Here is a 25,261-nt window from a genome sequence, read left to right on the forward strand (position 1 = left end):
TTGTGTGCTTTGTACTATTGCACTGAGTGTGCCAACTTTTTTAAAAAGCATTTAATTTAAGTGTAAATTATTGAAAATAATAAATAAAAATAATTTTATTTTATATAGGGTGAATTTTATTGGCGGTTTTTAATATTAAAAATATATCTAAAAATATATTTAAATATCTTTTTGGATATATTTAATTAATAGATTTTACAATTTTATCGACTTTTAAAAGCTGTCCAACTTCATTTAAAGTAAACTCATCAAAATCATTTGCTAAATAAAAATGACCTTTATAAAACTGGCGAACTTCTTCGATTATAGCTTGCTGCCCAGCTTTATCCTGATGTCTAGGGCTAAAGTGCGTCAGAATTAAATTACTCAAAGATTGCTGTTCTGCAAATTCAGCCACCATTTTTGCTGAGCTATGCATTGGACCTTTGCCGACTTTATCTAAAACCGTTTGCAAGTAAGTCGCTTCGTGAATAAGGAGTTGAGCATCTTTGCAAGCGTCAGCTAATAGTTCAGGTTGGTTATTATCACCACCAATAATTGCATGAACTTGTTGATTTTGAGTTTTGATGAAGTCTTGAGCTTTTAAAGTTTGTCCCTCAAATTCGATATTGTAGCCTCGTTTCAAATGGCCCCACATATCGCCTTGAGGTACGCCAAGCTGAGTTAGAGCTTGGGTATCTAACTTCTTCTGAATAGATTTGATATAAATGCTAAAAGCAAAACTTGGAACACGATGGCTTAGTGGATGTGCTTGAACAATGAACCCATCAGTGATCTGTTGTGGCTGGGTTGCTACATTCACATCAATAAATTGCAGTGAATAGGGTAAATGTAAATCTGTAAGTTGGGCAGTGATTTCAAACCATTGCTGAATTTCTTTCGGTGCAATCACGATTAAGGGTTTACTACGGGCATTCATGCCTGCACTTGCCAATAAACCAACTAGACCATAACAATGGTCGCCGTGAACATGTGTAATACAAATGGCAACTAGGTTTTGTAATGAAAGTTTAGCTTGTTGAATACGGTGCTGTGTCCCTTCGCCGACATCAATTAAAATCCAGTCCTTATTTTTGCTGTTGCGAACTGCTAATCCTGAAACATTACGTGTCAGGGTGGGGACACCTGAAGATGTGCCTAAAAAAGTAAAATGAAGCATATTCTTGGAATTTTTTGGTCAAATGCGTATTGTATATTATAGACACTTATAAAATTTTATAGAAATTATGACGGATGCAAAGAAAACAGTCGTTATTGGCTTTGTCGGTTCTACACTTGATCAGGGGAGAAAGCCAGATCGCTGGCAGCGTTGGCGTCCTACAATTAGCCTGTTAATGCATGAAGATTTGCTTGTAGATAAATTGGTACTGTTACATGATCGACAACATCATAATTTAGTTAAATCTATAGCAGCAGATGCTAAAGAGATTTCTCCACAAACTGAGGTTTCTGGACATAGGGTCAGTATTAAAGATCCTTGGGATTTTGCTGAAGTTTATGGTGCACTCTATGACTTTGTGAAAACCTATCCGTTTGATGTTGAAAAAAATAACTATTTACTGCATATCACGACAGGAACGCATGTTGCTCAAATTTGTTGGTACTTATTGGTAGATGCACATTATTTACCAGCTCAACTCATTCAAAGTTCACCTAACCAACACAAGACATCAGAAGGTGAATATAGAATTATTGATCTGGACTTATCTCGATACGATGTTTTAAAACAGCGCTTCGATGATGAACAAAAACAAAATTGGCAACAACTTAAAGCAAATATTTCTACTCATAATAAAGCGTTTAATCAGCTTATTGAGGAAGTTGAATTAGTTGCAACCCGCTCTAGTGCACCTATTTTGATTATGGGGGCAACAGGGGTTGGTAAGTCTCATTTAGCAAAACAAATTTTTCAGTTAAAGAAAGATAAATTTCAATTAAGCGGTCGTTTTATTGATGTTAACTGTGCAACCTTGCGTGGTGATAGTGCCATGTCAACTTTATTTGGTCATATAAAAGGTGCATTTACAGGAGCAGCAGCTTCTCGTGCTGGTTTATTAAAAAGTGCTGACCAAGGCATTTTATTTTTAGATGAAATTGGTGAATTAGGACTTGATGAACAAGCTATGCTGCTAAAAGCGCTAGAAGACAAAAGTTTTTTTCCTGTTGGAAGTGATAAGGAAATTCAGGCCGATTTTCAGCTAATCGCAGGTACTAACCGTGATTTACGCAATGAGGTTCAAGCTGGTCGTTTTCGTGAAGATTTATGGGCTCGTTTGAATACGTGGACGTTCTTCTTACCAAATTTAAAAGACCGTGTAGAAGATATTGCACCCAATATTGATTTTGAGCTACAGCGTTTTGCTGCAATTCATCAAAGACAATTACGTTTTCAACGTGATGCTTTAGAAACATATTTAAAGTTTGCTAAATCAGTAGATGCATCATGGCAAGGAAATTTTAGAGATTTAGCAGCGAGCGTAACTCGTTTGGCAACTTTATCGCAAGGTGAGTTAATTCGCCGTGAAGCTGTAGAAAAAGAAATTCAACGTCTAAAGCAGCTTTGGCTTATTCAGGATGAATCTTACAATGATAAAAATACAGATATTTTGTTGAACTATTTAAGTCCTGAGCAGCTAGAACAAATAGATGAATTTGATCAGATTCAATTACGAGGTGTGCTCAAAATCTGCGAAAATTCAAAATCCATGGCAGAGGCGGGAAGACAACTCTTTTCAGTATCTCGCCAACAACGTAATACAACAAACGATAGTGACAGAGTGAAAAAATATTTAGCCCGTTTTGGGTTAAGTTGGAATAATTTTCAATAATGACATGACTTATAAAATGATGGGCATACTCTCAAGTTATGCCCAACAAGTTACCGTTTATTTCATGATAATAAAACGTGTAATGATTTGGCGAAGCTGCTTTAAATAGCCTGTAAAGAAGTGGTTAGCACCCGGTAAAATTGTGATTGGATGTTTTTGTGGTTTTGCCCACTCAATTGCATCTGAAAGTAAAGTAATATCATCTTGCTCACCATGAATGAGTAGAATATCACCTTGAATTTCAGGAGTTTTATAGTGACGTAAACCTACTACAGTAGCTGTTGGTAAACCACATAAAATTAACTGTACAGGCCGTAATTCAGGTGCAAGCTGTGCAAAGCATTTTGCTAAAACATGTGAGCCAAAGCTAAAACCGCCTGCATAAAATGGTAGGCCCTCATGAAGCTTACGAACATGTTCAATGACAGCTAAGATATCTTCAGTTTCACCATGGCCTTCATCATGAATGCCTTCACTGCCACCTAGGCCGCGGAAACTTGGGCGGTAAACAATGCAACCATATTCATTAAAGATTTGGGTTAAAAGGGCAGGGACTTTATGTTGAGGGGTTCCACCTTGCAATGGGTGCGGATGACAAACAACCGCAAAGCCTTTGATTTCACCTTCAGGGCGGTCAACGAAAAGTTCAATTTTACCTACTGGACCCTGGATGAAAGTTTGCTCAGACATATAAGAACCGCTAAATAACAATACGTGATGCTATTTTACCGATAGTCGTCATTGAAAACACGAGTTAGCATTAAAAAATATCTACTGTTATAGTTGGTATTAAGAATAATTTTTTCAGGTTGTCTATGCTTGCTTTAATTTCTCCTGCAAAAACTTTAGATTATGAATCAGCGTTACCTACAGATGAGTTTACTCAGCCTCGCTTGTTAGAAAACTCAGCACAATTAATTGATGTTTGTCGCAAACTTTCTGCTTCGGAAATTGCGAGTTTAATGAGTGTCAGTGAAAAAATTGCCACACTAAATGCAGATCGATTTAGGGATTGGAATCCCGAATTTAATTTCTCAAATGCTCGCCAAGCAATCTATGCATTTAAAGGAGATGTTTACACCGGCTTAGATGCTTATCATTTAAAAGATAAAGATATTGATTTTGCACAGCAGCATTTACGTATGCTATCTGGTCTATATGGTTTATTGCGTCCTTTGGATTTAATGATGCCTTATCGTTTAGAGATGGGTACTAAATTAAAAAATACTCGCGGTCAGAATTTGTATGAATTCTGGGGTGATATCATCACTAACCAAATTAATGAAGACTTGGCAACAATTAAATCTGAATTGCTGGTAAATCTAGCTTCAGATGAATATTACAAGTCTGTCAATGAAAAGAAAATTAAGGCTGAAATCGTGAAGCCTATTTTTCTTGACCAGAAAAATGGCAAATATAAAGTCATTAGTTTCTATGCGAAAAAAGCACGCGGTTTAATGGCTCGTTTTATTGTTGAAAACCAATTAAATAAAGCTGAAGACATCAAAGCGTTTAATACCGAGGGTTATTACTTTGATGCTGATAACTCATCGGCAAAAGAGTTGGTGTTTAAACGTGATGAGCAACAGGCTTAGTCTTACTCAACTTAAACTCTCGTAAGCGATGATTATCGTGAAGTGGCATGGATGCCACCGTTTCGCTGTATTACATGGATGTAATATCAGCGAAACAAAAGATTTTTGTTACTTTTCATCTTTGAAAAGTAAAATGCCTATACAAGTCGCATTAAAGTTAAAACGGCAATTAAAGGCTGTATTCTCACAAGAAATGATTACTTAAAGAAGTAGCCTGTTTCTGGCGAGCTTGCATTTGCCATGCGTTTACGTGGCATACGACCTGCTAAAAATGCTTCACGTCCTGCTTCAATAGCTTTTTTCATTGCAGAAGCCATCAAAATAGGGTTTTGCGCAGCTGCAATCGCTGTATTCATCAATACACCATCACAACCGAGTTCCATCGCAATAGCAGCATCACTTGCTGTGCCAACACCTGCATCAACTAAAACTGGAACTTTCGCATTTTCTTTGATAATTGAAATGGTGTGTGGGTTTAAAATACCTAAACCTGAACCAATGAGGCTACCTAAAGGCATAATCGCAACACAGCCCATACTTTCAAGTTCTTGCGCAATGATTGGATCATCAGAGGTATAGACCATAATCTCAAAACCATCATCAATCAAAGTACGAGCCGCTTTTAGGGTCTCGGTTACATTTGGATATAAGGTTTTTTCATCACCCAATACTTCAAGTTTTACTAGGTTATGACCATCAAGTAGCTCGCGCGCTAGCATACACGTGCGTACTGCGCTGTCAGCATCAAAACAACCTGCGGTATTTGGCAAAATTGTATATTTTTCTGGTGGAATGACCGAAAGTAAATTCGGTTGATCTGGATTTTGTCCAATATTCACACGGCGGATTGCGACGGTTACGATTTCTGCACCACTGGCTTGAATAGCTAAATCCGTTTCATTTAAGTCTTTATATTTTCCAGTTCCGACCAATAAACGAGATTGAAAAGAACGTGAACCAATAATGAGAGGGGTGTCTTGCATGGATAACTCCGACTTAGCCGCCGCCAACAGCGTGAATAATTTCGATACGGTCATGTTGAGCAATCGTAATTTGCTCTAATTTGCTTTTAGAAACGATTTGCTGATTGTGCTCCACAGCAAAGCGTTTTCCTTCAAGTGCCAGCTCCTGAATGAGTTGCAACAGGTTTTGGCTAGGCGTGTCCGTTAATTCGCCATTTAAATAAATTTGCATGATCACATTCCGATTATTTTGCGTATTTGAAAGCATTCCAAGCCAAAACCAGCCATCCCGCAATCATCAAAGCTCCACCGATTGGAGTAATTGCGCCTAATATTCGTGGTAAACCTAGCGCCATGATATAAAGCGAACCACAAAAAAATAGAATACCAATCTGGATAAGCAAGAAAGATAACTTGATTGGGAAATCAGGAATAACCTTACTTAAAATACCAAGAGCTAATAAGCCAAGCGCATGATAAAAAAAGTAGTCGGTAGCAGTCTGCCACCAAGCAAGTTGCTCAGGACTCGCGTGAGCTTTAAGACCATGTGCTCCAAAAGCACCCAATATGACTGCAAAAGCAAGATTAAGGGCTGAAATGGCGATCCACATAACAAAAAACGCAACTGAATAATGAAAGGCAACGTTACCATAGAATAGGTTGGCTAAACATAGCCAGATAAAACAAAAGGGCGAATCGCCCTTTTATTTTTTACATTTATTTTTAGCTTGCTGACATGGCAGTTTTAATTTTTTCCATCGCATTTTTTTCAAGCTGACGAATACGTTCTGCCGAAACATTATATTCAGCAGCAAGCTCATGTAGGGTAGATTTATCATCATCTAACCAACGGCGCTGCAAAATATTACGCGAACGGTCATCTAACTGGTCCATGGCATCATGCAATGCTGAAGTACTTTGCTCTTCCCAATCTTCGTTCTCGACTAAACGGGCAGGGTCGTAGCGATTATCTTCAAGATACAATGCAGGGGCCGTATGTGGCGTGTCGTCATCGTCATCACCTTGTGCTTCAAAAGCAGCATCATAAGCTGTTAAACGACCTTCCATTTCCAGAACTTGTTCTGGAGTTACATTTAAGTCATTAGCAATCGATTGAGCTTCTTCGAGCGTTAATTTTTTACTCGATTTTTTTAAACTACGTAAATTGAAAAATAATTTACGCTGAGCTTTTGTTGTTGCAATTTTAACGATACGCCAGTTGCGAATAACGTATTCATGAATTTCTGCCTTAATCCAATGGACGGCAAAAGATACTAGACGCACGCCCATATTTGGATCGAAACGTTTTACGGCTTTCATTAAGCCTAAATTACCTTCTTGAATAAGGTCGCCTTGTGGTAGGCCATAACCTGCATAGCTGCGCGCAATGTGAACGACAAAGCGTAAATGCGACATTACCAGCATTTTTGCGGCATCAAGATCTTGGTCATAATAATAACGTTCAGCAAGTTCTTTTTCTTGCTCTGCCGTTAAAATAGGAATCTGATTGACAGTACTGATATATGCACCAAGGTTTACACCGGGCGCAGACAATGACAGGGGCATCAATTGATTGCTGCTGTCACTCATGAGTTCTCCTTATAGGATCGAATGGGATAACCAATAAATTCATCTTAATTTGAATCAGCTTCATAATTAAGGAAAATTGGGTAGAGAAATGTAAAATTTTATGCAATTTCTAATCTTTTAGTTTAGCAAAGAATTATTGAGTTTCAATTAAATAGTGAAATTCTCTGTCTGATATGTGAGTTGTTTGACACATAAAATGATGTAAACCACAGTAACGAGTTACATCAATTTCACTATGAGGATCTGACGATTTTAATAAAAATTGTTGTTTGCCCGACGCTTTTTTAAGTTCACGTTTTAGCATTAACAATGGCATTGGGCAGGGTTGTCCAAGGGCATTAATTTCAATGGGTGCTGTATTAGAGGAAGTATTGCTCATTCATCATCAAAACAACTAAAAAAAATATTCTAACAAATTTTTAGTAAATGCAGCATATTTTATGGAAGAAGATCTGGCTAATTTCTATAAAAAATATTGTAATAAGCTGTTTAAAAAAAGAACTAAAAATAGGGGAAATAATTGAAAAAAATTCTATTAATTGTCATAAACCCATGTTAAGCTCGAACCGTTTTAGGATTTACCACACAATCAAATTGATTTAATAACCCTATAACAAATGGATGTAACCGGAAATTGTTGATAGTTTTACAGAATGATTACAAGCTTTAAGATTATAAATATTTTAAAACCTTGTTTGCTCTGCTGTTTGCAACACCGGAAGGTCCTTTTTTCAACATCTGAGGATTGACTTATGACAGCTCGTGAACAAGGCGTAGTAAAGTGGTTTAATGACACTAAAGGCTTTGGTTTTATTCAACGTAACGGCGGTGACGACGTATTCGTTCATTTCCGTGCGATCGTAGGTGACGGTCACCGTTCTCTACGTGATGGTCAACGCGTAGAATTTAGCGTTGTACAAGGTCAAAAAGGTTTTCAAGCTGAAAACGTTCAGCCTTTAGACTAAGACTAATTCATCTTTTGATGAATCATGGACGCTCCAATTTTTGAATTGGGGCGTTTTTGTTTATAATGATCTTCTCATTCGAGAGATTGTTTGTTAGAGCACGTATTTATGACATCTGGTTTTGAAACCTTGAATTTACATCCGCAACTTAAAAAGGCGATTGATGCTTTAGGGTTTACTCAAATGACCCCAATTCAGCAAAAGGTTTTAAAATATACATTAGCCGGGCATGATGCAATTGGGCGAGCACAGACAGGAACTGGTAAGACAGCAGCCTTTCTGATTAGTGTAATTAATGATTTACTCAATAATCCAGTTCAAGAGCAGCGTTTCCGTGGTGAGCCACGTGCCTTAATTTTGGCCCCTACTCGTGAATTGGCATTGCAGATTGAAAGTGATGCAAAGCTACTCACAAAATTTTCAGATTTGCACCTTGTAACATTATTAGGGGGTGTGGATTTTGATAAGCAAAAGAAACAGCTAGATGCTAATTTTGTCGATATCATGGTGGCTACACCTGGGCGTCTAATTGATTTTGTAGAACAAAAAGAAGTCTGGCTCGATCAAATTGAATTTTTAGTTATTGATGAAGCCGACCGTTTATTGGACATGGGATTTATTCCTTCGGTAAAACGTATTGTCCGTTATTCTCCTCGTAAGGAACAGCGTCAAACGCTCATGTTCTCAGCGACGTTTAGTTATGACGTCTTGAATTTGGCAAGACAATGGTTATTTGAACCTGTAACTGTTGAAATTGAGCCTGAACAAAAGACCAATAACGATGTAGAACAACGTGTTTATGTTGTAGCTAAACAAGACAAATATCGTTTACTACAAGATATCTTGCGTGAAGAGCCAATCGATAAGGTCATGATTTTTGCTAATCGACGTGACCAAGTCCGCCGTCTTTATGATCATTTAAAGAAAGATGGATACAGAGTAGGTATGCTTTCAGGTGAAATTGCTCAAGATAAACGTTTAAAAATGTTAGAGCAATTTAAGCAAGGTAAACATAATATTATGATTGCGACAGATGTTGCTGGTCGTGGTATTCATGTGGATGGCGTGTCGCATGTTATCAACTTTACATTGCCTGAACAGTCTGATGATTATGTGCACCGTATTGGTCGTACAGGTCGTGCTGGCTCACAGGGGGTAAGTATTAGTTTCTTATCTGAAGATGATGCCTTTTATTTACCTGAAATTGAAAAAGCAATTGGTAAAAAATTACCACTGACCAGATTAGATGGTTATTGCTAATAAAAAAATCCCAATCATTTGATTGGGATTTTTTTTGATTAATTAATTTTACAATAGAATGTAAGCGTTGTTTGGTAATCATCATCTTTTGCTAAAGATGCATTTTTACCAGTTAATGTACCAATAACACCTGCTGCTGCTTCAACCATTTGACCAGTTTTTTCGCTTACAACATCTTTTAACACACCGTTATATGTTGTTTTTTCATCTACAACGACTGGCGTAGTGTTTTTTGAGCAAGTTTTTTGAGCTGCAGTAATCGCATTATTTTTCGCGATTAAATTGGTTTTACCAATACCTGTAACTTCAAACTGATTATTTTCTTTTTGAACTGCTAAAGTATTTTTAGGAGTAGTTGCGCAAGCACCAAGTAATAAAACAACACCGCTCATTGCGCTCGCTAAAATTATTTTTTTCATAATGCACCTAAAGTTAATCGCTAAAAGATATTGATATTTGAACACAAGTTTTCTATTTGATTTTGAAGACGTTGTATGAGTTTTGATGTTTTGTATTAAAAAATGTCAAAGTGAGAGTTCGCTAATTTTATAAGCTAGATTCAATGGTGGATTAACGGTAGATTATGCTAATCTATTTTGAATTTTTGAGTTAGATCAATATTAATGACGGAATCAGCAATACAAATAATTCACCAAAATATTCATCAGCGTCAGTCTATTGGCCAATTAGTTGAGCCAGCTCCAAGTACAGAGCAATTGGAGTTAGCTTTCCAAGCAGCTTTGACTGCTCCAGATCATCATCGACTTAAGCCAACGCGTTTTGTGGTTGTTTCAGGCGAACAACGTGGTGCTTTTGGTGAAGTTTTAGCAAAGGCTCTAGCAGATTTAGGTGAAACTGATCCCGCTCAACTCGACCGTGTTAAACAACATCCTTTTCGCGCACCATTACTCATTTTAGCGCTTACACAACTACAAGATCACCCGAAAGTGCCGCATTTCGAACAAATCTTAAGTACGGGTGCTGCAGTACAAAATCTTTTATTATCTCTACAAGCTCAAGGTTTTTCGACCATGTGGCGTAGTGGTGCAGTTGTCGAATCAAATTGGTTAAAACAGCATTTAGGTCTGCAACCTCGTGATTTAATTTCAGGTATTATTTACGTAGGCACAGCAGCTAAAGTAATTGCACCGCGTGCAGGTATTGAAAGTAAAGAATTCGTAAAAGTTTGGCAGGCTTAAACGTCTGTAGAAGTAAGAAATAGGATAATAAAAGATGGCTGAATTTAAGTTTACAGATTTGGTGGAACCTGTTGCGGTTGATAAAAAAACTGCTTTACGTATTACCGTTCTAGGGGGAGGAAGCTTTGGAACGGCTATGGCAAATTTAGCTGCACGTAACGGTTGCGATACCATGATCTGGATTCGTGACGCCGAAACAGCTGAGGAAATTAATAAAACACACATTAATAAACGTTATTTGCCAGATTTTATTTTAGAGTCATCATTACGCGCTGTGTCTGATCTTGAGCAAGCTGTATGTGACCGAGATATTATTTTAGTCGCAATTCCAAGTCACTCATTCCGTGATGTTTTAAAACAAATCGCTCCTTATATTACTGCACAAGCGGTTGTGTCTTTAACCAAAGGCGTTGAAGCTAAAACTTTCAGCTTCATGAGCGATATTATTCGTGAAGAATTGCCAGAAGTTCCTTATGGAGTATTGTCTGGACCAAACCTCGCTAAGGAAATTATGGCGGGAATGCCATCAGGTACTGTTATTGCCAGTGATTCTGAACTCGTTCGTTATGCTGTACAACATGCTCTGCATAGTGCTCTATTCCGTGTTTTTGGTAGTGATGATGTACACGGTGTGGAGTTAGGTGGTGCGCTTAAGAATATTTATGCGGTTGCAATGGGAATTGGTGCCGCTTACAAAATTGGTGAAAACACCAAGAGTATGATTTTAACGCGTGCTTTGGCCGAGATGAGCCGTTTTGCAGTAAAGCAAGGTGCAAATCCGCTTACATTCTTGGGGTTGTCAGGTGTTGGTGATTTATTCGCGACTTGTAATAGTCCTTTAAGCCGTAATTATCAGATTGGTTATGCTTTAGGTTCGGGTAAAACGCTGGATCAGGCAAGTAAAGAGTTGGGGCAGACAGCAGAAGGCATTAATACAATTGTTCAGGTGCGTGGTAAAGCAGAAGAACTAGATGTTTATATGCCTATCACTAACGCTTTATATGAAGTTATTTTCGAAGGGGCGCCTCCTTTAAATATTGCATTATCTCTTATGAAAAACGGACACCGTAGTGATGTTGAATTTGTTTTACCTCATCACGAAGTCTGAAGAAGAAATGTCATAAATTGTGGTTATAATGCAGGAATTATTAACAAGGAAAATTTATGCAACTGACATTGGTTCGCCATGGGGAAGCCGCTCCACCTGTAAATGGTAACGACACTAAACGCCCTCTTACTGCTCGTGGACATGCTCAAGCAGAACAGACAGCAACATTTTTAAAAGATATTGTTAAGCCTGATATTTTTGTAGTTAGTCCTTTGTTACGTGCTCAAGAGACATTGGCACATATTCAAGCTTATTTTAAAGATGTGCCTGTGTTGTTATGCGATAAAATTAAACCAGATGATAACGCCAAAGAGGCAGTCGAGTGGTTGTCTCAGATTCCCTATGAGTCAATTGTGGTCGTGTGTCATATGAATGTAGTAGGGCATATTGCTGAATTGCTGACTCATGAAAACTTTAATCCATTTGCACTGGCTGAAGCTCGAATTTATGATCAGGCTGTGATTGCAACTGGTTTATCAACACAAAAAAATAGTTTTATACCCACAATATAATTAAAAAGGTTATTTAGCCCATTATGCTGTATTTATGGATGCCTGAAACCAATGGAATATGGCATTGGTCTAACGGAGAAAACTGGTTGCAGGCTGAAAGCCTCGATCAATTAATACAAGACCTACAATTGCACCAAGGAAAAGAGGCTGTTGTCTTTTTTCCTAGTCGTCATGCTCAGGTATTCCAGCAACAAATAGCAAAGTCTCATTACAAGCAACTCGGAGCAGATGGTGTTAAATATTTGCTTGAAGAGTTTGTAACTTTGCCTATTGATCACATGAAAGTAGTTCATCATTTTCATGCTGATCAATTAACAATATTGGGCGTTGCAAAAACTACGGTGGAAACATGGCAACATGCGATGAATTTGTTGCCAATCAAGCTGGTTGCTTTGTTGCCAGATTTTTTGATCTTGCCGGAACCACAAGAACAGCAAGTTATACTGTGTAATATTGACCAAAAATTACTGGCGCGTGAAAGTAAATGGGTCGGTAATTCACTAGATGATTTGGGATTGTTTTTGGAATTCCAGCCAGTTGAAACAAACTATCAATATAGTGGGTTAACGGTAGAACAGTTAGAAAGCTTAGAAGCAGCTTCTAGTATTGAGCAACGTTCAGAATTTTTTTATCAATTTCAGGGTTTAGATAAACCTAAACAGCATCCTTTTAATGTTTTACCGAAAGCCAAAGGACAAGAGCAAACTGTCTCAGGTTACTGGAAAGCATGTGCTGTTATTCTTTTAGCAATAATTGTGGTTCAGTTTAGCTATGATTTGTTGCGTTGGGTAAAATTAAGAAATGTAGCGAATCAAACAGCTGAGCAGACGATTGAACAATATAAATATTGGTTTGGTCCTTCTAGTCGCGTAAATGAACAAAATATAAAAAGCCAATTTGAAAGTCATTTAAGAATGAGCAAGCAAGGCGATACACAAGCACTTTCTCTATTGAGTCGTGTTGGACCTATTTTGATGCAGAGACAAATTTTAGCTCAGCAATTAAATTATGATGCTTCTACACTAACCATGGCCTTGAAAGCAAAATCGGCAGATGATTTACAAGCTTTAACACAGCAGCTTAATCAGCAAGGATTTAAGGCGGAGTTAGGTAATGTTCAAGCCGATGGTGGTGGGGCTATTGGGGTGGTGAAAATACAATAATGAAAATATTAGCTCAATTGCAAAACCGCTTTGATCAGTGGATCGAACAAGTTAATCAATATTTAGACCGTTTGACTGTCCGTGAACGTATCATGGTGGTCTTTACTACAATTTTTGTTGTAGTGGCTATTATTGGGGCTTCACTTTGGAAAATGCATTCCTTAGCAGAACAGCAGCAACAGCGCTTAAATGATTTAAAAGATTTGATGGTGTGGATGCAAAGTAATGCAGTCACTATGAAACCTGCGAGTGAGCTTGAGCTGGGGCAGGCAGAAAAAATACAACGTGTAGCTCAACAGCAAGGTTTAACAGTTACTTCTCAGCAAAATGGCGAGCAGTTACAAATTATTGTTACTCATCAGAATTACGCAATTTTAGCTAACTTTTTAACCCAGCTGGCACAAATGGGCTTAAGTATTGAAAAAATGGAAATGGTTTCAAGTGAAGGTCAGATTAAATTAACAGCGACGGTTCAATAACATATTAAAATATGCTGGTCTTAAGCATGGTGTTTTGTGCTGCCTGTGCCTATAATATGCCTACCTAAAATCAGTAGATTGTGATTGGTATGTTATATTCACTTGCTCGCCCGATGTTGTTTAGTTTAGCACCAGAGCGTGCCCATGAATTAACATTATCTATGCTTGATAAAGCACATAAGTTCGGCCTACTCCGTCAGAGCGTAGAGGCGAAACCGACGACTTGTATGGGAATTGAATTTCCAAATCCAGTAGGTTTGGCAGCTGGTCTTGATAAAAATGGTGCACACATTGATGCTTTAGCTGGGTTGGGGTTCGGTTTTATTGAAATTGGAACCATTACACCTCGTCCTCAATTGGGTAATCCGCAGCCGCGCTTATTCCGTATTCCAGAAGCTCAAGCCATTATTAACCGTATGGGGTTTAATAATGATGGTGTTGATAAGCTGATTGAAAATGTCAAAGCTTCAAAGTTTAAAGGAATTTTAGGTATTAATATTGGTAAGAATGCTGATACTCCTGTAGAAAAAGCTGTTGATGACTACCTGATTTGCCTTGAGAAAGTGTATAACTACGCTTCTTATATTACCGTTAATATTTCATCTCCAAATACTAAGAACTTAAGAAGTTTACAAAGTGGCGATGCATTAACTGAACTATTGCAAACCTTAAAAGAAAGACAACTTGAGCTAGCTGAACAAAATAATCACTATGTTCCTTTGGTTCTGAAAGTTGCACCTGATTTAACAGCGGAAGATGTTGAATTTATTGCAGCGCAGTTAGTGCAGTTTAAAATTGATGGCTTGATCGTTACTAATACGACCTTATCAAGAGAAGGTGTAGAAAATCTTCCTTATGGTAATGAGTCGGGTGGTTTATCAGGCGCACCTGTTTTTGAAAAAAGTACAGAATGCTTACGTTTGTTTGCCCAAACATTAAAAGGACAAATCCCGTTAATTGGCGTGGGTGGAATTTTGTCGGGTGAACAGGCAGCAGTCAAACAGCAAGCTGGAGCAACATTAGTACAGATCTATAGTGGGCTAATTTATACAGGTCCTATTTTAGTGAAACAATGTGTTGCAGCTATGTCTTAAGTGAATATGAACACAATTGATATCATTATTCTGATACTTTTGCTCATTGGGGGGCTAAACGGTTTGCGACAAGGATTTATTAAAGCCTTTGCGAACTTGGTAGGATGGGTCATTGCATTAATTATGGGTGCAAAATATGCTGTCCTTCTTGCGCCGTCTATGTCGGGTTTAAGTCATGATCCAGTTGTTCAAAAAATTGCAGCTTTTGCATTTATAGCACTTTTGATCATTGTTTTAACATGGATCGTCTCTGCATTTTTAAATGGCCTCTTGAAAAGTCTGAAATTGGGGCCATTAAATCGTTTAGCAGGTGGTGCTTTTGGTTCTTTAAAGGGTTTGCTGGTAGTGCTGATTACAATGCAGGGCGTAGGGCCTTGGGTTGAAAGCTCACCACACTGGAAGCAGTCCAAATTTATACAGTTTTTATTGCCTTATGCACCTCTAGCTACAGAGTTGTCTAAAGATGCAGCAAGTGAGGCATTTCATCAAATAACATCTGGAGGCAGTGCCTCAGGCGCTCCTTCAAAACCAATGGACGAATCGGAGGACTTAGAAAACCGATCCGACCATTCGACAAAGAATCCTTTTTATTAATTCCTAGCTTGTCTGCGAGGTTGCTATGTGTGGAGTTGTTGGTATAGCCGGTAAATCGCCAGTGAACCAAATGTTGTTTGATGCTTTAACGATGTTGCAACATCGTGGGCAAGATGCAGCTGGAATAGTAACCTGCCATGAAGGCCGTCTTTTCCTTCGTAAGGATAACGGTATGGTGCGTGATGTCTTTCATACTCGTCATATGAGAGCATTACTTGGTAATTATGGTATTGGCCATGTACGTTACCCAACTGCTGGTTCTGCGAGCAGTGCTGAAGCACAACCATTTTATGTAAACTCACCTTACGGTATTACGCTTGCACATAATGGTAATTTGACCAATGCAGAAGAAATTCATGATGACCTGTTTAAAACAGATTTACGTCATATGAATACTGATTCTGACTCAGAAGTTCTTTTAAACGTGTTCGCGCATGAATTACAAAAGAAAGGCACTTTAAATCCTACAGCTGACGATATTTTTCACACGGTTTCTCGTGTGCATGAGCGTTGTCAGGGTGCGTATGGTGTCGTAGCGATGATCACTGGTCATGGTTTGGTAGGTTTCCGTGATCCAAATGGTATCCGTCCACTCATTTATGGGTCACGAGTGACTGAACAGGGGGAGATGGAATACATCATTGCTTCTGAATCGGTTGCTATTACTGCTCTTGGTTTTAAAATTGAGCGTGATATTGAACCAGGTGAAGCAATTTTCATCGATGCAAATGGTCAGTTATTCTCTAAACAGTGTGCTGCTAATCCTAAATACCGTCCATGTATTTTTGAATATGTTTATTTTGCTCGTCCTGATGCCATTATTGATGGAATTTCGGTTTACAAAGCACGTTTAAAAATGGGTGAAAAGCTTGCTCATAAAATTTTACGTGACTGGGGTGAGGACCATGATATTGATGTGGTGATTCCAATTCCAGATACGAGCCGTACTTCAGCTTTAGAACTTGCAAATATTCTAGGTGTGAAGTTCCGTGAAGGTTTTATGAAAAACCGTTATATCGGTCGTACCTTTATTATGCCGGGTCAACAGCAACGTAAAAAATCTGTACGTCAGAAATTAAACCCTGTTGAGTTAGAATTCAAAGGTAAGAACGTTCTATTGGTGGATGACTCTATTGTACGTGGTACAACGTGTAATGAGATTATTCAGATGGCACGTGATTCTGGTGCAAAAAAAGTATACTTTGCGTCAGCAGCACCAAAAGTGATGTATCCAAACGTTTATGGTATTGATATGCCTGCTAAAGCTGAGCTTATTGCTTCAGAACGCAGTGTGGAAGAGATCCAAGAAATTATTGGTGCTGATCGTTTGATTTTCCAAGAATTGGAAGACTTGAAAAATGCTGTACGTACCAGCAAAGTGCCTGACTTAACTGAGTTCGATTGCTCAGTATTTGATGGAATCTACGTAACAGGTGATATTGATGGTAACTATCTAAATAATTTAGAGCAGAAGCGTAATGACTCTGCTAAGAAGAAAAAAGATGGTTATATTGACGTTAATGTCGATGCTGCTTCTGTAGATTTAACAGGCATTAAAGAAGAATAGAAATAGCCGAAAAAAGCGGGTGTTTCCCGCTTTTTTCTTTTATGATGAAACCTAACAATGTAATTGGGAATATTTACATTGAAAGAAGTAAGCCACTATCTCATTGAAAATAAAAATATGGCATGGTCCATCACTATGTGTTTGGTTGCTGTGTTGCTTACTATTTTTATCTTAAATTTAATTTTAGGTTTACTCGTACATTTTTTTGATTATAGCCAACCAATTTGGTGGCACACTTTAAGTCCTTACTTTGTTGCGCTATTACTTTTTATTATGGTTTGGTCGGTAGTTACCGAACTTTATATTCTGCGTAAAGGTGGGCACTCTTTAGCAAAACAACTTAAAGCACGTCGTTTGGTGAAAGAGGAAAGTACTCCTGAAGAACTTGCGGCATTAAAAATTACAGAACACTTAGCGCAAACTTTTTCACTTAAAGTTCCAACCGTATATGTACTACCTGATGAAGTTGGTGTAAATGCACTTACGGCAGGTTTTCATCCCAAAGATATCGTAATTATTCTGACATGGGGTGCTTTACAGAATCTGGATAAGCTTGAGTTATATGGTTTATTGGGCCATGAGTTTAATCAAATTTTATCGGGTGAGGCTGTTGAGAATACAAAATTAAAGATTTTATATAGTGGTTTAACAACTTTTAGTCAGTGGGGTAGTAAATTAGCCAAACAAGGTTTTAAGCGCTATAGCCCGGGCTATAAACATAAATTTGAAACAGTTTTTGTTGCGGTGGGTGGAGTCATTTGGTTGGCTGGAAGCCTCGGTGTACTGATTACTCGTTTTATCAAATATTTGACTTTGAGTGGGCGTACCTTTCGTAATGACCAAAAAACAGTACGCCTATTAAAAAATAATGCAAATACCCAAACCTTGTTGCGTATTTATGTTCACCACTCTGGTTCGCAAATTCATAGTGCTTATTCCGAATCAATCGCACATATGTGTTTTGCTAACTCCCTCAGCCCCCAAAGCTGGATGAATATTCACCCGAGTATTCGTGAACGTATTTATGAGTTAAATCCCACTTTGCTACAAGATTTACAATTAGAAAATTTAAAGAAACTTCGTAACCGTCCGTTGTTTAGCTTATTTCATTTCTTGGAAGAATCTGAGAAAGAAATTTATATTCCGTGGTCATCTCCACAGCCTCTACCTTTATTAAGGCTTTCACCAATTAGTTTTGCATTAAATGATGCCATTAAGCCCCTGAGTAGTGATGTACGTCGAAATAAAAAGCGTCCAGAATTAATTCAACGAGCACTACAAACTGCGACTGGTTCGCGTGAAGTGATGGTCGCTATTTTGATGATTCGCCAATATCGGGAATTCATTCCAAAAGATGCACCTGTGAGTCATGCCATTATTGATGCATTATTGAATCTGGATGGGCGTATCCATATTCAGATATTTCATGATGCTTGTAAAAATATTGGACATATACCTGCAAGTATTGCGCGGCAATTTCTGACTAAGCTAGCACTTATTATCCAAGAAGATGGTGAAATTGGATTGTTAGATGCACTTTTACTGGAGCGGGTTAAACATGAGTTGAACTTAATGCCGTTACATTTACCGACTGCATTTGAAGAAGTGAAACCTCAAATTGTTCGTTTAATTGATGCTTTACTTCATGTTCAACAAATTAATAGCCCTAATCAGTTGGAAGTACGTGAGCGCATTTTACGTTCGTTACTCAATCCAGATGAAATGTATATCTATGATGAAATTTCAGATGAGCCATTAGATCTGGCTGAAATTTTAAATGATATTGCTGGTTTATTATTACGTGACCGTCTAAGTATTCTAGCTATTGCAGAAATGTGCTTGTGGAGCGACCGTATTATTACGCAAGATGAACTCGATGTGCTTGAATTGCTTTATTGGCGTTTTGGCTTTGAGACAGAAGAAATTGTGGATCAAATGCAAAAGAGAAATAGTGTGATGATTATTTAAAAGACATATACGATTATAAAAACATCTGAATGAAATAAAACACTGAAAAAAAAACTCAAGCCCGTTAGAATGTAGATAGAGTAGAGGTATTGATTTACAGATGATTGGGCAGCAAAGAAATATATTGGCAACTTTGGGAATTGATGTATGGATTCCTAAGACACAGGTGTGCCAAAAAAATAATGCTCAAAGCCTCTGGCGAGATCAAGCTGCTCCAGAAGGTGAGCCAATTATATTGCCTTCTAAGAGCAATCCAGTTGTTGAGCAGCCGACAAAACCACAAGTCAACGAAATTCCAAAAGCTGAACCTGAAATTGCGGTACCACCTCCAGTTGATGTTCCGCCTGTTGTAGTACCTCGTAATGAAGTACAAACTCCAGTGGTTACGATTGCTTCATTTGAGTTGCAGGCTTTTGCGCTTGAAAAGTGTGTTATTTTTTTAGATGTTACTAATTTAAGTGAAGAAGAAAAGCAGCTTTGGAATAACATTCAAAAAGCAAAAATAGGGCAATATGCTGAACTAAAATGGCCGTTCCCTTTAGCTAACTATCAAGACCAACGTGGTGCAGGTTCATATATTCAAGGATTTTTAGATGCTGTCGCAGCAGACAAGAAGATCTTGTGTCTTGGTGAATGTTCTTATATTCAACATGCCAATATTATTCATTTGGCGAGTTTAAAAGAGATGTTGGAGAAACCACTCCTTAAAAAAAGGTTATGGCAATTAATGCAAGATAACAACGAGTAGTAGGGATTTACATGAAAAAAGTTGTAGTTTTTAGCCAAATTGATGAAGAAATTTTGTCTCGATTACAACAGGATTATCATGTTGTGGTTCTTAATCCAAAACTGGGTGATATTAATGAGCAAATACGCCAACAAGTTGTAGATGCTGATGGGATGATTGGTGCTGGTCGACTTCTTAATGAAAGTAATCTTGCGCCTGCTCAAAAACTCAAAATTATTTCATCTGTAACAGTTGGCTATGACAATTATGATGTGGCTTATCTAAACCAAAGAAAAATCTGGTTATCAAATACACCTCATGTTTTAACTGAAACAACGGCTGATCTTGCTTTTACGTTATTGCTTAGTGCTGCTAGAAAAGTTCCTTTTCTTGATCATTGGACTAAACAAGGTGAATGGAAAAGAACTGTTGGGCCTCAGCAATTTGGTTTAGATGTTTTTGGAAAGACGCTAGGAATTATTGGGCTTGGTAATATTGGTGCCGCAATTGCACGCCGTGGTTTTTATGGATTTAACATGAATATTGTTTACCATAACCGCCGTGAAAAGCCTGAATTGGCAGAGCCTTTAAAAGCACAATATCTTGGTTTAGATGAGTTATTGCAACAGTCTGATTTTGTAGTAACCGCAGTTGATTTAAATAATGAATCGAAAGCTTTGATGGGGAAAGCTCAATTTGAGCTTATGCAAAAGCACGCTATTTTTATAAATATTGCGCGTGGTTCAGTGGTTGACGAGCATGCATTGATTGAGGCCTTACAAAGCGGAGAAATCTTTGGAGCTGGTTTGGATGTATACGAAAAAGAACCTTTACAAGATTCGGAGCTTTTTAAGCTGTCAAATGTTGTTACTTTGCCTCACGTAGGATCTGCGACTGCAGAGACCCGTAAAAAAATGGCAAATCTTGCTTATAAAAATCTAGTTGAAGCTTTAGAGGATAAAACTCCTAGATATTTGGTAAACCCAAACTTTGCATAAATGATTAATAACACTTCATTGCAAAACTAAGCGATCTCGAGTGATATATTAAAAGTCTATTGATTGAACATAATTTTTTATGTTTTATATCAGTAGACTTTTTTGATGGTTTAATTTTACTAGAGAAAAACATTTGAGATTTTTGCCAATTATTTTAAGTGCGGCTTTTATAACAAATGCTTCGTACGCGCAGCCTTTCGACCCTCAGCCTTCTGCAAATCAAGTAGAGATTCCAAATATTGGAAGTGGGATTGGTTTGCTTGATCAACAAAAAGAAAAATTTATTGGCGAAAAAGTTTTTCGTGAAGTTCACAAACAAATGCCCGTTATTCAAGATGTTTGGCTGGAAGATCAATTTTTTCAGGTATTTTCGAGTATTTTAAGTGAAACTCAGCTTGGTCAGCCGATTGGTCTAGTCGTGATTAAAGATCCACAAATTAATGCTTTTGCTGTCCCGGGTGGCTTATTTGCGCTCAATACAGGGCTTATTGCCTCAGCACGAAATATTGATGAAATTGCTGGGGTTATGGCTCATGAAATTGCGCATGTATCACAAAGACATTTTAGTCGCTCTGAAGAAGCATTTAAAGGTCAAACACTGCTAAGTCTAGCAGGACTTTTAGCGGGGGTGGCTATAGCTGCGCAGGGTGGTGGGGATGCGGGTGCAGCAGTGATGCTTGGAACCCAAGCTGCACTCATGGATAAGCAATTAACATATAGTCGAAATCAAGAGCGTGAAGCAGACCGTATTGGTATGCAATATATGTATGCGGCGGGTTATAACCCTCAAAGTATGGCTGATTACTTTGAAACAATGCATAGAGCTACAAGTCGAGTAAGTTTTTTACCGGATTTCTGGTTGACTCATCCATTGACGACTGAGCGTATGAGTGAAGCGCGGCTGCGTGCAAACCAGATGCCTCGAGTTAAAAACCGTATATACGATGCAGATTTTGAGATTTTAAAATGGTACACCATGGTGATTGCCAATCAGGCAACTGAAAACCAACTACAAAGTTTGGCGTCCCAAAAAAATATTGCTGGTCTGATTGCTTTAGCAGCATTTTACACAAGACAAGGTGATTATGTGCAAGCGCAGTCTACTTTAGATCAAGCGAAATCTAGTGGAAAGCCTCTTGTCACATTATTGCAGACAGATATTTATCTTGGCCAAAACAAGCTAGATCAAGCTTATACAACAATTGCTTCTACACAAATGACGATGCCTGAAAATAAAGCTTTTAGTTATAAGTTGGCTGAGGTGCTGCTACGCCAAGGTAAGTTTGCGCAAGTTCAAACTTTGGTTCAAAGATTTATTAATAAGAATCCAAGAGATATACAAGGTTGGCAATTTTTACAGCAAGCTGCGAATTTGGATAAGAATGGACCTTTAAGAGCGGTTAATGTTCTACGCTACCGGGCTGAAGCAGAATATTGGTCAGGTAGTGAGGAAAATGCAATTAAATCAATGTTGCATGCTCAGCGATTGGCAAAAGATAATCAAGCAATGTCGGCAAGAATAGACAGTCGTTTGAAACAAATGCAAGATGAGCGAAGAATGAAGATTTAAGAGCTATATCTTACTTAATTTGCAGATGTGCAAATATATACAAACTAAAGAAGCTTGATTGGAAGAAATATAAAATTTAAAAAGGGGAATTAAGCTAACTTAGCTTTAATTTTTGCTGAAACTTGAGCAGGATCGGCACGCCCGGCTATGATCGGACGTAGAGAATTCATCACCTTACCCATATCTTTCATGCTAGTTGCTTCTTGAGCAGCAATCGTTTGCTCAATGATAGAATCAAGCTCTTCCTCAGTCATAGCTTCTGGTAGAAACTGAGAGATAATCTCAGCTTCGGCTTGTTCTTTACTAGCTAAATCATTACGACCAGCACCTTCAAAGGCTTTGATCGATTCTTTACGTTGTTTAATTTGCTTTTCAATGACCGCAAGAACCTGAGCGTCGTCAAGCTCTTTGCGCTCATCGACTTCGATTTGCTTAATTGCCGCTTGTAGACTACGCAAAACCGTCACTGTTGCCATATCTTTGGCACGCATAGAAGTTTTTAATGCATCAGTAATTTGGTTTTTTAAAGTAGTCATAATTCAGCAGTCAATCACAAATTAATTAGTAAAGGCGAGTAGTACGTACAGATTCGCGAGCCAATTTCTTTTGGTAGCGTTTAACTGCTGCAGCTTTTTTGCGCTTACGTTCTTGAGTTGGTTTTTCGTAGAATTCGCGTTTACGAACGTCAGCTAAAACACCAGCTTTTTCGCATGAACGTTTGAAACGACGGATAGCTACGTCAACTGGTTCGCCTTCTTTCAACTTAACTTGTGGCATGTAAAATCCTCTAGATTATGGATAAGATCAGGCACACCATTGCGCCGGATCACAAGTGAAGGTCAGTATTTTACTCATTTACAACTCATATCACAAGTCTATAATAGCGATTGCAATATTTTGACTCATATAAAAGGCAGTTTTGATGATTGTTTTAGGCTTGGAAACTTCTTGTGATGAAACAGGGTTGGCACTTTATGATAGCGAACTCGGCTTACGGGGACAGGTTCTTTATAGCCAGATTAAACTTCATGCCGAATATGGTGGAGTAGTACCTGAACTTGCTTCTCGTGACCATGTTCGTAAATTAATTCCTTTAATGAATCAATTGCTTGAACAAAGTGGTGTAACAAAACAAGAGATTGATGCGGTTGCTTATACGCGTGGTCCTGGCTTAATGGGAGCATTAATGACAGGTGCACTGTTTGGCAGAACTTTAGCTTTTTCTTTAAATAAGCCTGCAATTGGTGTTCACCATATGGAAGGTCATATGTTGGCCCCATTACTTTCAAGTCAACCACCTGAATTTCCGTTTGTAGCATTGTTAGTTTCAGGTGGGCATACACAATTGATGGCGGCCCACGCTATTGGTCAATATGAACTATTGGGTGAGTCTATTGATGATGCTGCGGGCGAAGCTTTTGATAAAGTTGCCAAAATGATGAGCTTGCCATATCCAGGTGGGCCAAATATCGCAAAACTTGCATTATCTGGTGATCCATTAGCATTTGAGTTTCCAAGACCTATGCTTCATCAAGGCTTAGATTTTTCTTTTAGTGGTTTAAAAACAGCTGTTTCTGTTCAATTGAAAAAATTGAATGGTGAAAATCGTGACGCTGACATTGCTGCTTCATTCCAAGAAGCAATTGTAGATACCTTGGTAAAAAAATCAGTAAAAGCTTTAAAGCAAACTGGACTTAAACGTTTAGTGATTGCAGGTGGAGTTAGCGCAAATTTAAGACTACGCGAGCAATTAGAAACTTCTTTGGCGAAAATTAAAGCGCAAGTTTATTATGCTGAGCCTGCTTTATGTACTGATAATGGGGCAATGATAGCTTTTGCTGGTTATCAGCGTTTAAAAGCAGGTCAGCATGATGGGTTAGCGGTAACGACCACACCAAGATGGCCAATGACTGAACTCACTATTCCTGAGTAAAATTATTCATCGTCAAAGGCCTGTTGGTTTTCAATATCAATGTATTCGATATAACCACGGCCTTGAACTTCATTATCAAAATAATGACCTGTAAATATATAGCTACTCGCATAACCTCGCCCATGACCATAGCGGAATGGGCAGTCAATTTCTGCCTGAATGTTTAAGATGATTTGCTTTGCCTCATTTCGAGCGATCCAAGAAAAATATTTTGGAAGGCGCATTTTTTGCCCACTAGGTGAAACAAGGTCATCAACTTGATGCGAAATAATATCAAAGCTTACATCTGTGTAGATTTCAGCTGGCTGGTCCAGATGTCGAATATGCAGGGTATATGCAGCTGTTTGTCCTGCAATATCGGCTTTGGTAAGAAGAAGTTGGGTGGTTTCGTTTAAATTGATGATTTGATAAGTGAAAAAATCAAGTGGCAGTTTATATACATCAGGAATAAGTTTATTTGTGATGGAGTGAGGGCCAACTGCTCGAGCATATTCGTAAGTGCAAAGTCCTTGGCTTTCAATGCGTTCTGCTTGATAGTTTAAAAAACCTTTAAACTTTGCCAATAAACTAAAGTGATCATAGATTGGTGTTTTTATAAACCATGAAGCATGTGAAGTGATACCGATATCAAAGTTGAAATCAAATCCATCATAATGTCCATTAATGTGAATTTGAGGGAATTTACCTTGAATTGAAATTTCTTGACCTAGTTTTATTAAGCTCCCATCTTTATTAATTTTTGTATCTTCGGGAATGACATAGGCCTTCAGTAAAGCTTGTTCCAGAGCAGCTGTACTTGAAAAGAAAGTAGCTGTTTTTCTAGGATTTCCAGTAATGATGTCATCATGGTCAAAAGCAAGTGCACCGGGCGTACCGATTAAAATCATAATATTTAAGTAACGATGCGGCTCTGGTAAAAGCGGGAAAAAAATACCGTAATGTGTCCAGCTATAATATTTTTCGTCAACTCGTGGACGGATGATATGAGCTTGAGTAAAAGGAAGAGTTGAATATTTTTTTGCTTGGTCTAAAACGCCTTGTGCAAGTAATAAACTTTTACCAAGCGCTTTACTTGTTGTAGAAATTTTTGGCAATTGCTTTTTCATATATAAACCTAAAGAAGGGCTATCTTTGTTTTAGGTTATGAAA

General features: G+C 38.1%; 28 protein-coding genes. 17 read left to right on the forward strand and 11 right to left on the reverse strand.

Features of this window, described 5'->3' with window-relative positions:
* Positions 1 to 181: 181 nt before the first annotated feature.
* On the reverse strand, positions 182 to 1,159 hold the full coding sequence (locus AAC388_RS05875; RefSeq protein WP_329760301.1) for a ribonuclease Z: 978 nt from the start codon (positions 1,157 to 1,159) through the stop codon (positions 182 to 184).
* Between the two features lie 67 nt (positions 1,160 to 1,226).
* Between AAC388_RS05875 and rtcR the strand changes: the two genes are divergently transcribed.
* Positions 1,227 to 2,828, forward strand: a complete 1,602-nt coding sequence (gene rtcR, locus AAC388_RS05880) for an RNA repair transcriptional activator RtcR (protein ID WP_329760302.1) — start codon at positions 1,227 to 1,229, stop codon at positions 2,826 to 2,828.
* 57 nt (positions 2,829 to 2,885) lie between these two features.
* Here rtcR and AAC388_RS05885 read toward each other — a convergent pair whose 3' ends face one another.
* A complete protein-coding gene (locus AAC388_RS05885; protein ID WP_005068305.1) occupies positions 2,886 to 3,518 on the reverse strand; it encodes a hypothetical protein in 633 nt (210 codons plus the stop codon).
* Between the two features lie 125 nt (positions 3,519 to 3,643).
* Between AAC388_RS05885 and yaaA the strand changes: the two genes are divergently transcribed.
* Complete coding sequence (yaaA, locus tag AAC388_RS05890) at positions 3,644 to 4,423, forward strand: peroxide stress protein YaaA (RefSeq protein WP_342371320.1); 780 nt, start codon at positions 3,644 to 3,646, stop codon at positions 4,421 to 4,423.
* 197 nt (positions 4,424 to 4,620) lie between these two features.
* Here the strand turns inward: yaaA and AAC388_RS05895 are convergent, their stop codons facing one another.
* The 5 genes from AAC388_RS05895 to AAC388_RS05915 all read right to left on the reverse strand — a co-directional run bounded on the left by AAC388_RS05895 (position 4,621) and on the right by AAC388_RS05915 (position 7,354).
* Positions 4,621 to 5,406 carry a thiazole synthase gene (locus AAC388_RS05895; RefSeq protein ID WP_002049185.1) on the reverse strand — a complete coding sequence of 262 codons (786 nt, stop codon included), beginning with the start codon at positions 5,404 to 5,406 and terminating at the stop codon, positions 4,621 to 4,623.
* A 13-nt stretch (positions 5,407 to 5,419) separates the two neighbouring features.
* Complete coding sequence (gene thiS / locus AAC388_RS05900) at positions 5,420 to 5,617, reverse strand: sulfur carrier protein ThiS (protein ID WP_004700562.1); 198 nt, start codon at positions 5,615 to 5,617, stop codon at positions 5,420 to 5,422.
* 13 nt (positions 5,618 to 5,630) lie between these two features.
* Positions 5,631 to 5,996, reverse strand: a complete 366-nt coding sequence (locus tag AAC388_RS05905) for a DUF423 domain-containing protein (RefSeq protein WP_086265858.1) — start codon at positions 5,994 to 5,996, stop codon at positions 5,631 to 5,633.
* Between the two features lie 112 nt (positions 5,997 to 6,108).
* Complete coding sequence (rpoH, locus tag AAC388_RS05910; RefSeq protein ID WP_002115267.1) at positions 6,109 to 6,975, reverse strand: RNA polymerase sigma factor RpoH; 867 nt, start codon at positions 6,973 to 6,975, stop codon at positions 6,109 to 6,111.
* 133 nt (positions 6,976 to 7,108) lie between these two features.
* Positions 7,109 to 7,354 carry a sulfurtransferase TusA family protein gene (locus AAC388_RS05915; RefSeq protein ID WP_086265859.1) on the reverse strand — a complete coding sequence of 82 codons (246 nt, stop codon included), beginning with the start codon at positions 7,352 to 7,354 and terminating at the stop codon, positions 7,109 to 7,111.
* Positions 7,355 to 7,727: 373 nt separating this feature from the next.
* Here AAC388_RS05915 and AAC388_RS05920 point away from each other — a divergent pair, with 373 nt between their 5' ends.
* Both AAC388_RS05920 and rhlB read left to right on the forward strand, forming a co-directional pair.
* Complete coding sequence (locus tag AAC388_RS05920; RefSeq protein WP_000126912.1) at positions 7,728 to 7,940, forward strand: cold-shock protein; 213 nt, start codon at positions 7,728 to 7,730, stop codon at positions 7,938 to 7,940.
* Positions 7,941 to 8,048: 108 nt separating this feature from the next.
* A complete protein-coding gene (gene rhlB / locus AAC388_RS05925) occupies positions 8,049 to 9,200 on the forward strand; it encodes an ATP-dependent RNA helicase RhlB (protein WP_329760306.1) in 1,152 nt (383 codons plus the stop codon).
* A gap of 38 nt (positions 9,201 to 9,238) precedes the next feature.
* Here rhlB and AAC388_RS05930 read toward each other — a convergent pair whose 3' ends face one another.
* Positions 9,239 to 9,619 carry a hypothetical protein gene (locus tag AAC388_RS05930; protein WP_005073503.1) on the reverse strand — a complete coding sequence of 127 codons (381 nt, stop codon included), beginning with the start codon at positions 9,617 to 9,619 and terminating at the stop codon, positions 9,239 to 9,241.
* Between the two features lie 204 nt (positions 9,620 to 9,823).
* On the opposite strand from AAC388_RS05930, the gene AAC388_RS05935 reads away from it, so the two are divergent.
* From AAC388_RS05935 to AAC388_RS05990, 12 genes are all read left to right on the forward strand, one after another.
* Positions 9,824 to 10,399: a nitroreductase gene (locus AAC388_RS05935; RefSeq protein ID WP_342371321.1), complete on the forward strand. Its 576-nt coding sequence runs from the start codon at positions 9,824 to 9,826 to the stop codon at positions 10,397 to 10,399.
* Between the two features lie 34 nt (positions 10,400 to 10,433).
* Positions 10,434 to 11,507 (forward strand): NAD(P)H-dependent glycerol-3-phosphate dehydrogenase, encoded by a 1,074-nt coding sequence (locus AAC388_RS05940; RefSeq protein ID WP_002115297.1) that lies wholly within the window; start codon positions 10,434 to 10,436, stop codon positions 11,505 to 11,507.
* A 56-nt stretch (positions 11,508 to 11,563) separates the two neighbouring features.
* Complete coding sequence (locus tag AAC388_RS05945) at positions 11,564 to 12,019, forward strand: phosphoglycerate mutase family protein (RefSeq protein WP_005068324.1); 456 nt, start codon at positions 11,564 to 11,566, stop codon at positions 12,017 to 12,019.
* 23 nt (positions 12,020 to 12,042) lie between these two features.
* Complete coding sequence (gspL, locus tag AAC388_RS05950; protein ID WP_017386502.1) at positions 12,043 to 13,182, forward strand: type II secretion system protein GspL; 1,140 nt, start codon at positions 12,043 to 12,045, stop codon at positions 13,180 to 13,182.
* The gene (gene gspM, locus AAC388_RS05955) at positions 13,182 to 13,661 is read left to right on the forward strand and encodes a type II secretion system protein GspM (protein ID WP_017386501.1); all 480 of its coding nucleotides are present in this window, start codon (positions 13,182 to 13,184) and stop codon (positions 13,659 to 13,661) included. Before gspL ends, gspM begins: the two co-directional genes overlap by 1 nt.
* 89 nt (positions 13,662 to 13,750) lie before the next feature.
* Positions 13,751 to 14,755: a quinone-dependent dihydroorotate dehydrogenase gene (locus AAC388_RS05960; RefSeq protein ID WP_005073508.1), complete on the forward strand. Its 1,005-nt coding sequence runs from the start codon at positions 13,751 to 13,753 to the stop codon at positions 14,753 to 14,755.
* Between the two features lie 6 nt (positions 14,756 to 14,761).
* A complete protein-coding gene (locus AAC388_RS05965) occupies positions 14,762 to 15,349 on the forward strand; it encodes a CvpA family protein (RefSeq protein WP_044100971.1) in 588 nt (195 codons plus the stop codon).
* A 25-nt stretch (positions 15,350 to 15,374) separates the two neighbouring features.
* On the forward strand, positions 15,375 to 16,916 hold the full coding sequence (gene purF, locus AAC388_RS05970) for an amidophosphoribosyltransferase (RefSeq protein WP_044100970.1): 1,542 nt from the start codon (positions 15,375 to 15,377) through the stop codon (positions 16,914 to 16,916).
* A gap of 78 nt (positions 16,917 to 16,994) precedes the next feature.
* Positions 16,995 to 18,884, forward strand: a complete 1,890-nt coding sequence (locus tag AAC388_RS05975) for a M48 family metalloprotease (protein ID WP_161282406.1) — start codon at positions 16,995 to 16,997, stop codon at positions 18,882 to 18,884.
* Positions 18,885 to 18,984: 100 nt separating this feature from the next.
* Entirely contained in the window at positions 18,985 to 19,632 is a 648-nt protein-coding gene (locus AAC388_RS05980; RefSeq protein ID WP_342371322.1) for a hypothetical protein, read from the forward strand.
* Positions 19,633 to 19,643: 11 nt separating this feature from the next.
* Entirely contained in the window at positions 19,644 to 20,609 is a 966-nt protein-coding gene (locus AAC388_RS05985) for a D-glycerate dehydrogenase (RefSeq protein ID WP_342371323.1), read from the forward strand.
* Positions 20,610 to 20,751: 142 nt separating this feature from the next.
* Positions 20,752 to 22,179, forward strand: a complete 1,428-nt coding sequence (locus AAC388_RS05990) for a M48 family metalloprotease (protein WP_342371324.1) — start codon at positions 20,752 to 20,754, stop codon at positions 22,177 to 22,179.
* Between the two features lie 89 nt (positions 22,180 to 22,268).
* On the opposite strand, the gene AAC388_RS05995 is transcribed toward AAC388_RS05990, so the two are convergent.
* On the reverse strand, positions 22,269 to 22,715 hold the full coding sequence (locus tag AAC388_RS05995; protein ID WP_002115302.1) for a GatB/YqeY domain-containing protein: 447 nt from the start codon (positions 22,713 to 22,715) through the stop codon (positions 22,269 to 22,271).
* 25 nt (positions 22,716 to 22,740) lie between these two features.
* Entirely contained in the window at positions 22,741 to 22,956 is a 216-nt protein-coding gene (rpsU, locus tag AAC388_RS06000; RefSeq protein WP_001136722.1) for a 30S ribosomal protein S21, read from the reverse strand.
* Positions 22,957 to 23,101: 145 nt separating this feature from the next.
* Between rpsU and tsaD the strand changes: the two genes are divergently transcribed.
* On the forward strand, positions 23,102 to 24,112 hold the full coding sequence (gene tsaD / locus AAC388_RS06005; protein WP_005068344.1) for a tRNA (adenosine(37)-N6)-threonylcarbamoyltransferase complex transferase subunit TsaD: 1,011 nt from the start codon (positions 23,102 to 23,104) through the stop codon (positions 24,110 to 24,112).
* A 2-nt stretch (positions 24,113 to 24,114) separates the two neighbouring features.
* Here tsaD and AAC388_RS06010 read toward each other — a convergent pair whose 3' ends face one another.
* Positions 24,115 to 25,218 (reverse strand): DUF6670 family protein, encoded by a 1,104-nt coding sequence (locus AAC388_RS06010; RefSeq protein ID WP_342371325.1) that lies wholly within the window; start codon positions 25,216 to 25,218, stop codon positions 24,115 to 24,117.
* Positions 25,219 to 25,261: the final 43 nt, after the last annotated feature.

The sequence above is a fragment of the Acinetobacter sp. D009 genome (assembly GCF_038562025.1).
Taxonomy (GTDB): Bacteria; Pseudomonadota; Gammaproteobacteria; order Pseudomonadales; family Moraxellaceae; genus Acinetobacter; species Acinetobacter pittii.

Coding starts and splice junctions, on each gene's coding strand:
- gspM (WP_017386501.1), top strand. CDS start 13,182: ATGAAAATATTAGCTCAATTGCAAAACCGCTTTGATCAGTGGATCGAA.
- AAC388_RS05980 (WP_342371322.1), top strand. CDS start 18,985: ATGATTGGGCAGCAAAGAAATATATTGGCAACTTTGGGAATTGATGTA.
- AAC388_RS05915 (WP_086265859.1), bottom strand. CDS start 7,354: ATGAGCAATACTTCCTCTAATACAGCACCCATTGAAATTAATGCCCTT.
- AAC388_RS05960 (WP_005073508.1), top strand. CDS start 13,751: ATGTTATATTCACTTGCTCGCCCGATGTTGTTTAGTTTAGCACCAGAG.
- AAC388_RS05930 (WP_005073503.1), bottom strand. CDS start 9,619: ATGAAAAAAATAATTTTAGCGAGCGCAATGAGCGGTGTTGTTTTATTA.
- gspL (WP_017386502.1), top strand. CDS start 12,043: ATGCTGTATTTATGGATGCCTGAAACCAATGGAATATGGCATTGGTCT.
- purF (WP_044100970.1), top strand. CDS start 15,375: ATGTGTGGAGTTGTTGGTATAGCCGGTAAATCGCCAGTGAACCAAATG.
- AAC388_RS05920 (WP_000126912.1), top strand. CDS start 7,728: ATGACAGCTCGTGAACAAGGCGTAGTAAAGTGGTTTAATGACACTAAA.
- rtcR (WP_329760302.1), top strand. CDS start 1,227: ATGACGGATGCAAAGAAAACAGTCGTTATTGGCTTTGTCGGTTCTACA.
- AAC388_RS05965 (WP_044100971.1), top strand. CDS start 14,762: ATGAACACAATTGATATCATTATTCTGATACTTTTGCTCATTGGGGGG.
- thiS (WP_004700562.1), bottom strand. CDS start 5,617: ATGCAAATTTATTTAAATGGCGAATTAACGGACACGCCTAGCCAAAAC.
- tsaD (WP_005068344.1), top strand. CDS start 23,102: ATGATTGTTTTAGGCTTGGAAACTTCTTGTGATGAAACAGGGTTGGCA.
- AAC388_RS05905 (WP_086265858.1), bottom strand. CDS start 5,996: ATGTGGATCGCCATTTCAGCCCTTAATCTTGCTTTTGCAGTCATATTG.
- rpsU (WP_001136722.1), bottom strand. CDS start 22,956: ATGCCACAAGTTAAGTTGAAAGAAGGCGAACCAGTTGACGTAGCTATC.
- AAC388_RS05875 (WP_329760301.1), bottom strand. CDS start 1,159: ATGCTTCATTTTACTTTTTTAGGCACATCTTCAGGTGTCCCCACCCTG.
- yaaA (WP_342371320.1), top strand. CDS start 3,644: ATGCTTGCTTTAATTTCTCCTGCAAAAACTTTAGATTATGAATCAGCG.
- rpoH (WP_002115267.1), bottom strand. CDS start 6,975: ATGAGTGACAGCAGCAATCAATTGATGCCCCTGTCATTGTCTGCGCCC.
- AAC388_RS05995 (WP_002115302.1), bottom strand. CDS start 22,715: ATGACTACTTTAAAAAACCAAATTACTGATGCATTAAAAACTTCTATG.
- AAC388_RS05935 (WP_342371321.1), top strand. CDS start 9,824: ATGACGGAATCAGCAATACAAATAATTCACCAAAATATTCATCAGCGT.
- AAC388_RS05940 (WP_002115297.1), top strand. CDS start 10,434: ATGGCTGAATTTAAGTTTACAGATTTGGTGGAACCTGTTGCGGTTGAT.
- AAC388_RS05985 (WP_342371323.1), top strand. CDS start 19,644: ATGAAAAAAGTTGTAGTTTTTAGCCAAATTGATGAAGAAATTTTGTCT.
- rhlB (WP_329760306.1), top strand. CDS start 8,049: ATGACATCTGGTTTTGAAACCTTGAATTTACATCCGCAACTTAAAAAG.
- AAC388_RS05945 (WP_005068324.1), top strand. CDS start 11,564: ATGCAACTGACATTGGTTCGCCATGGGGAAGCCGCTCCACCTGTAAAT.
- AAC388_RS05885 (WP_005068305.1), bottom strand. CDS start 3,518: ATGTCTGAGCAAACTTTCATCCAGGGTCCAGTAGGTAAAATTGAACTT.
- AAC388_RS06010 (WP_342371325.1), bottom strand. CDS start 25,218: ATGAAAAAGCAATTGCCAAAAATTTCTACAACAAGTAAAGCGCTTGGT.
- AAC388_RS05895 (WP_002049185.1), bottom strand. CDS start 5,406: ATGCAAGACACCCCTCTCATTATTGGTTCACGTTCTTTTCAATCTCGT.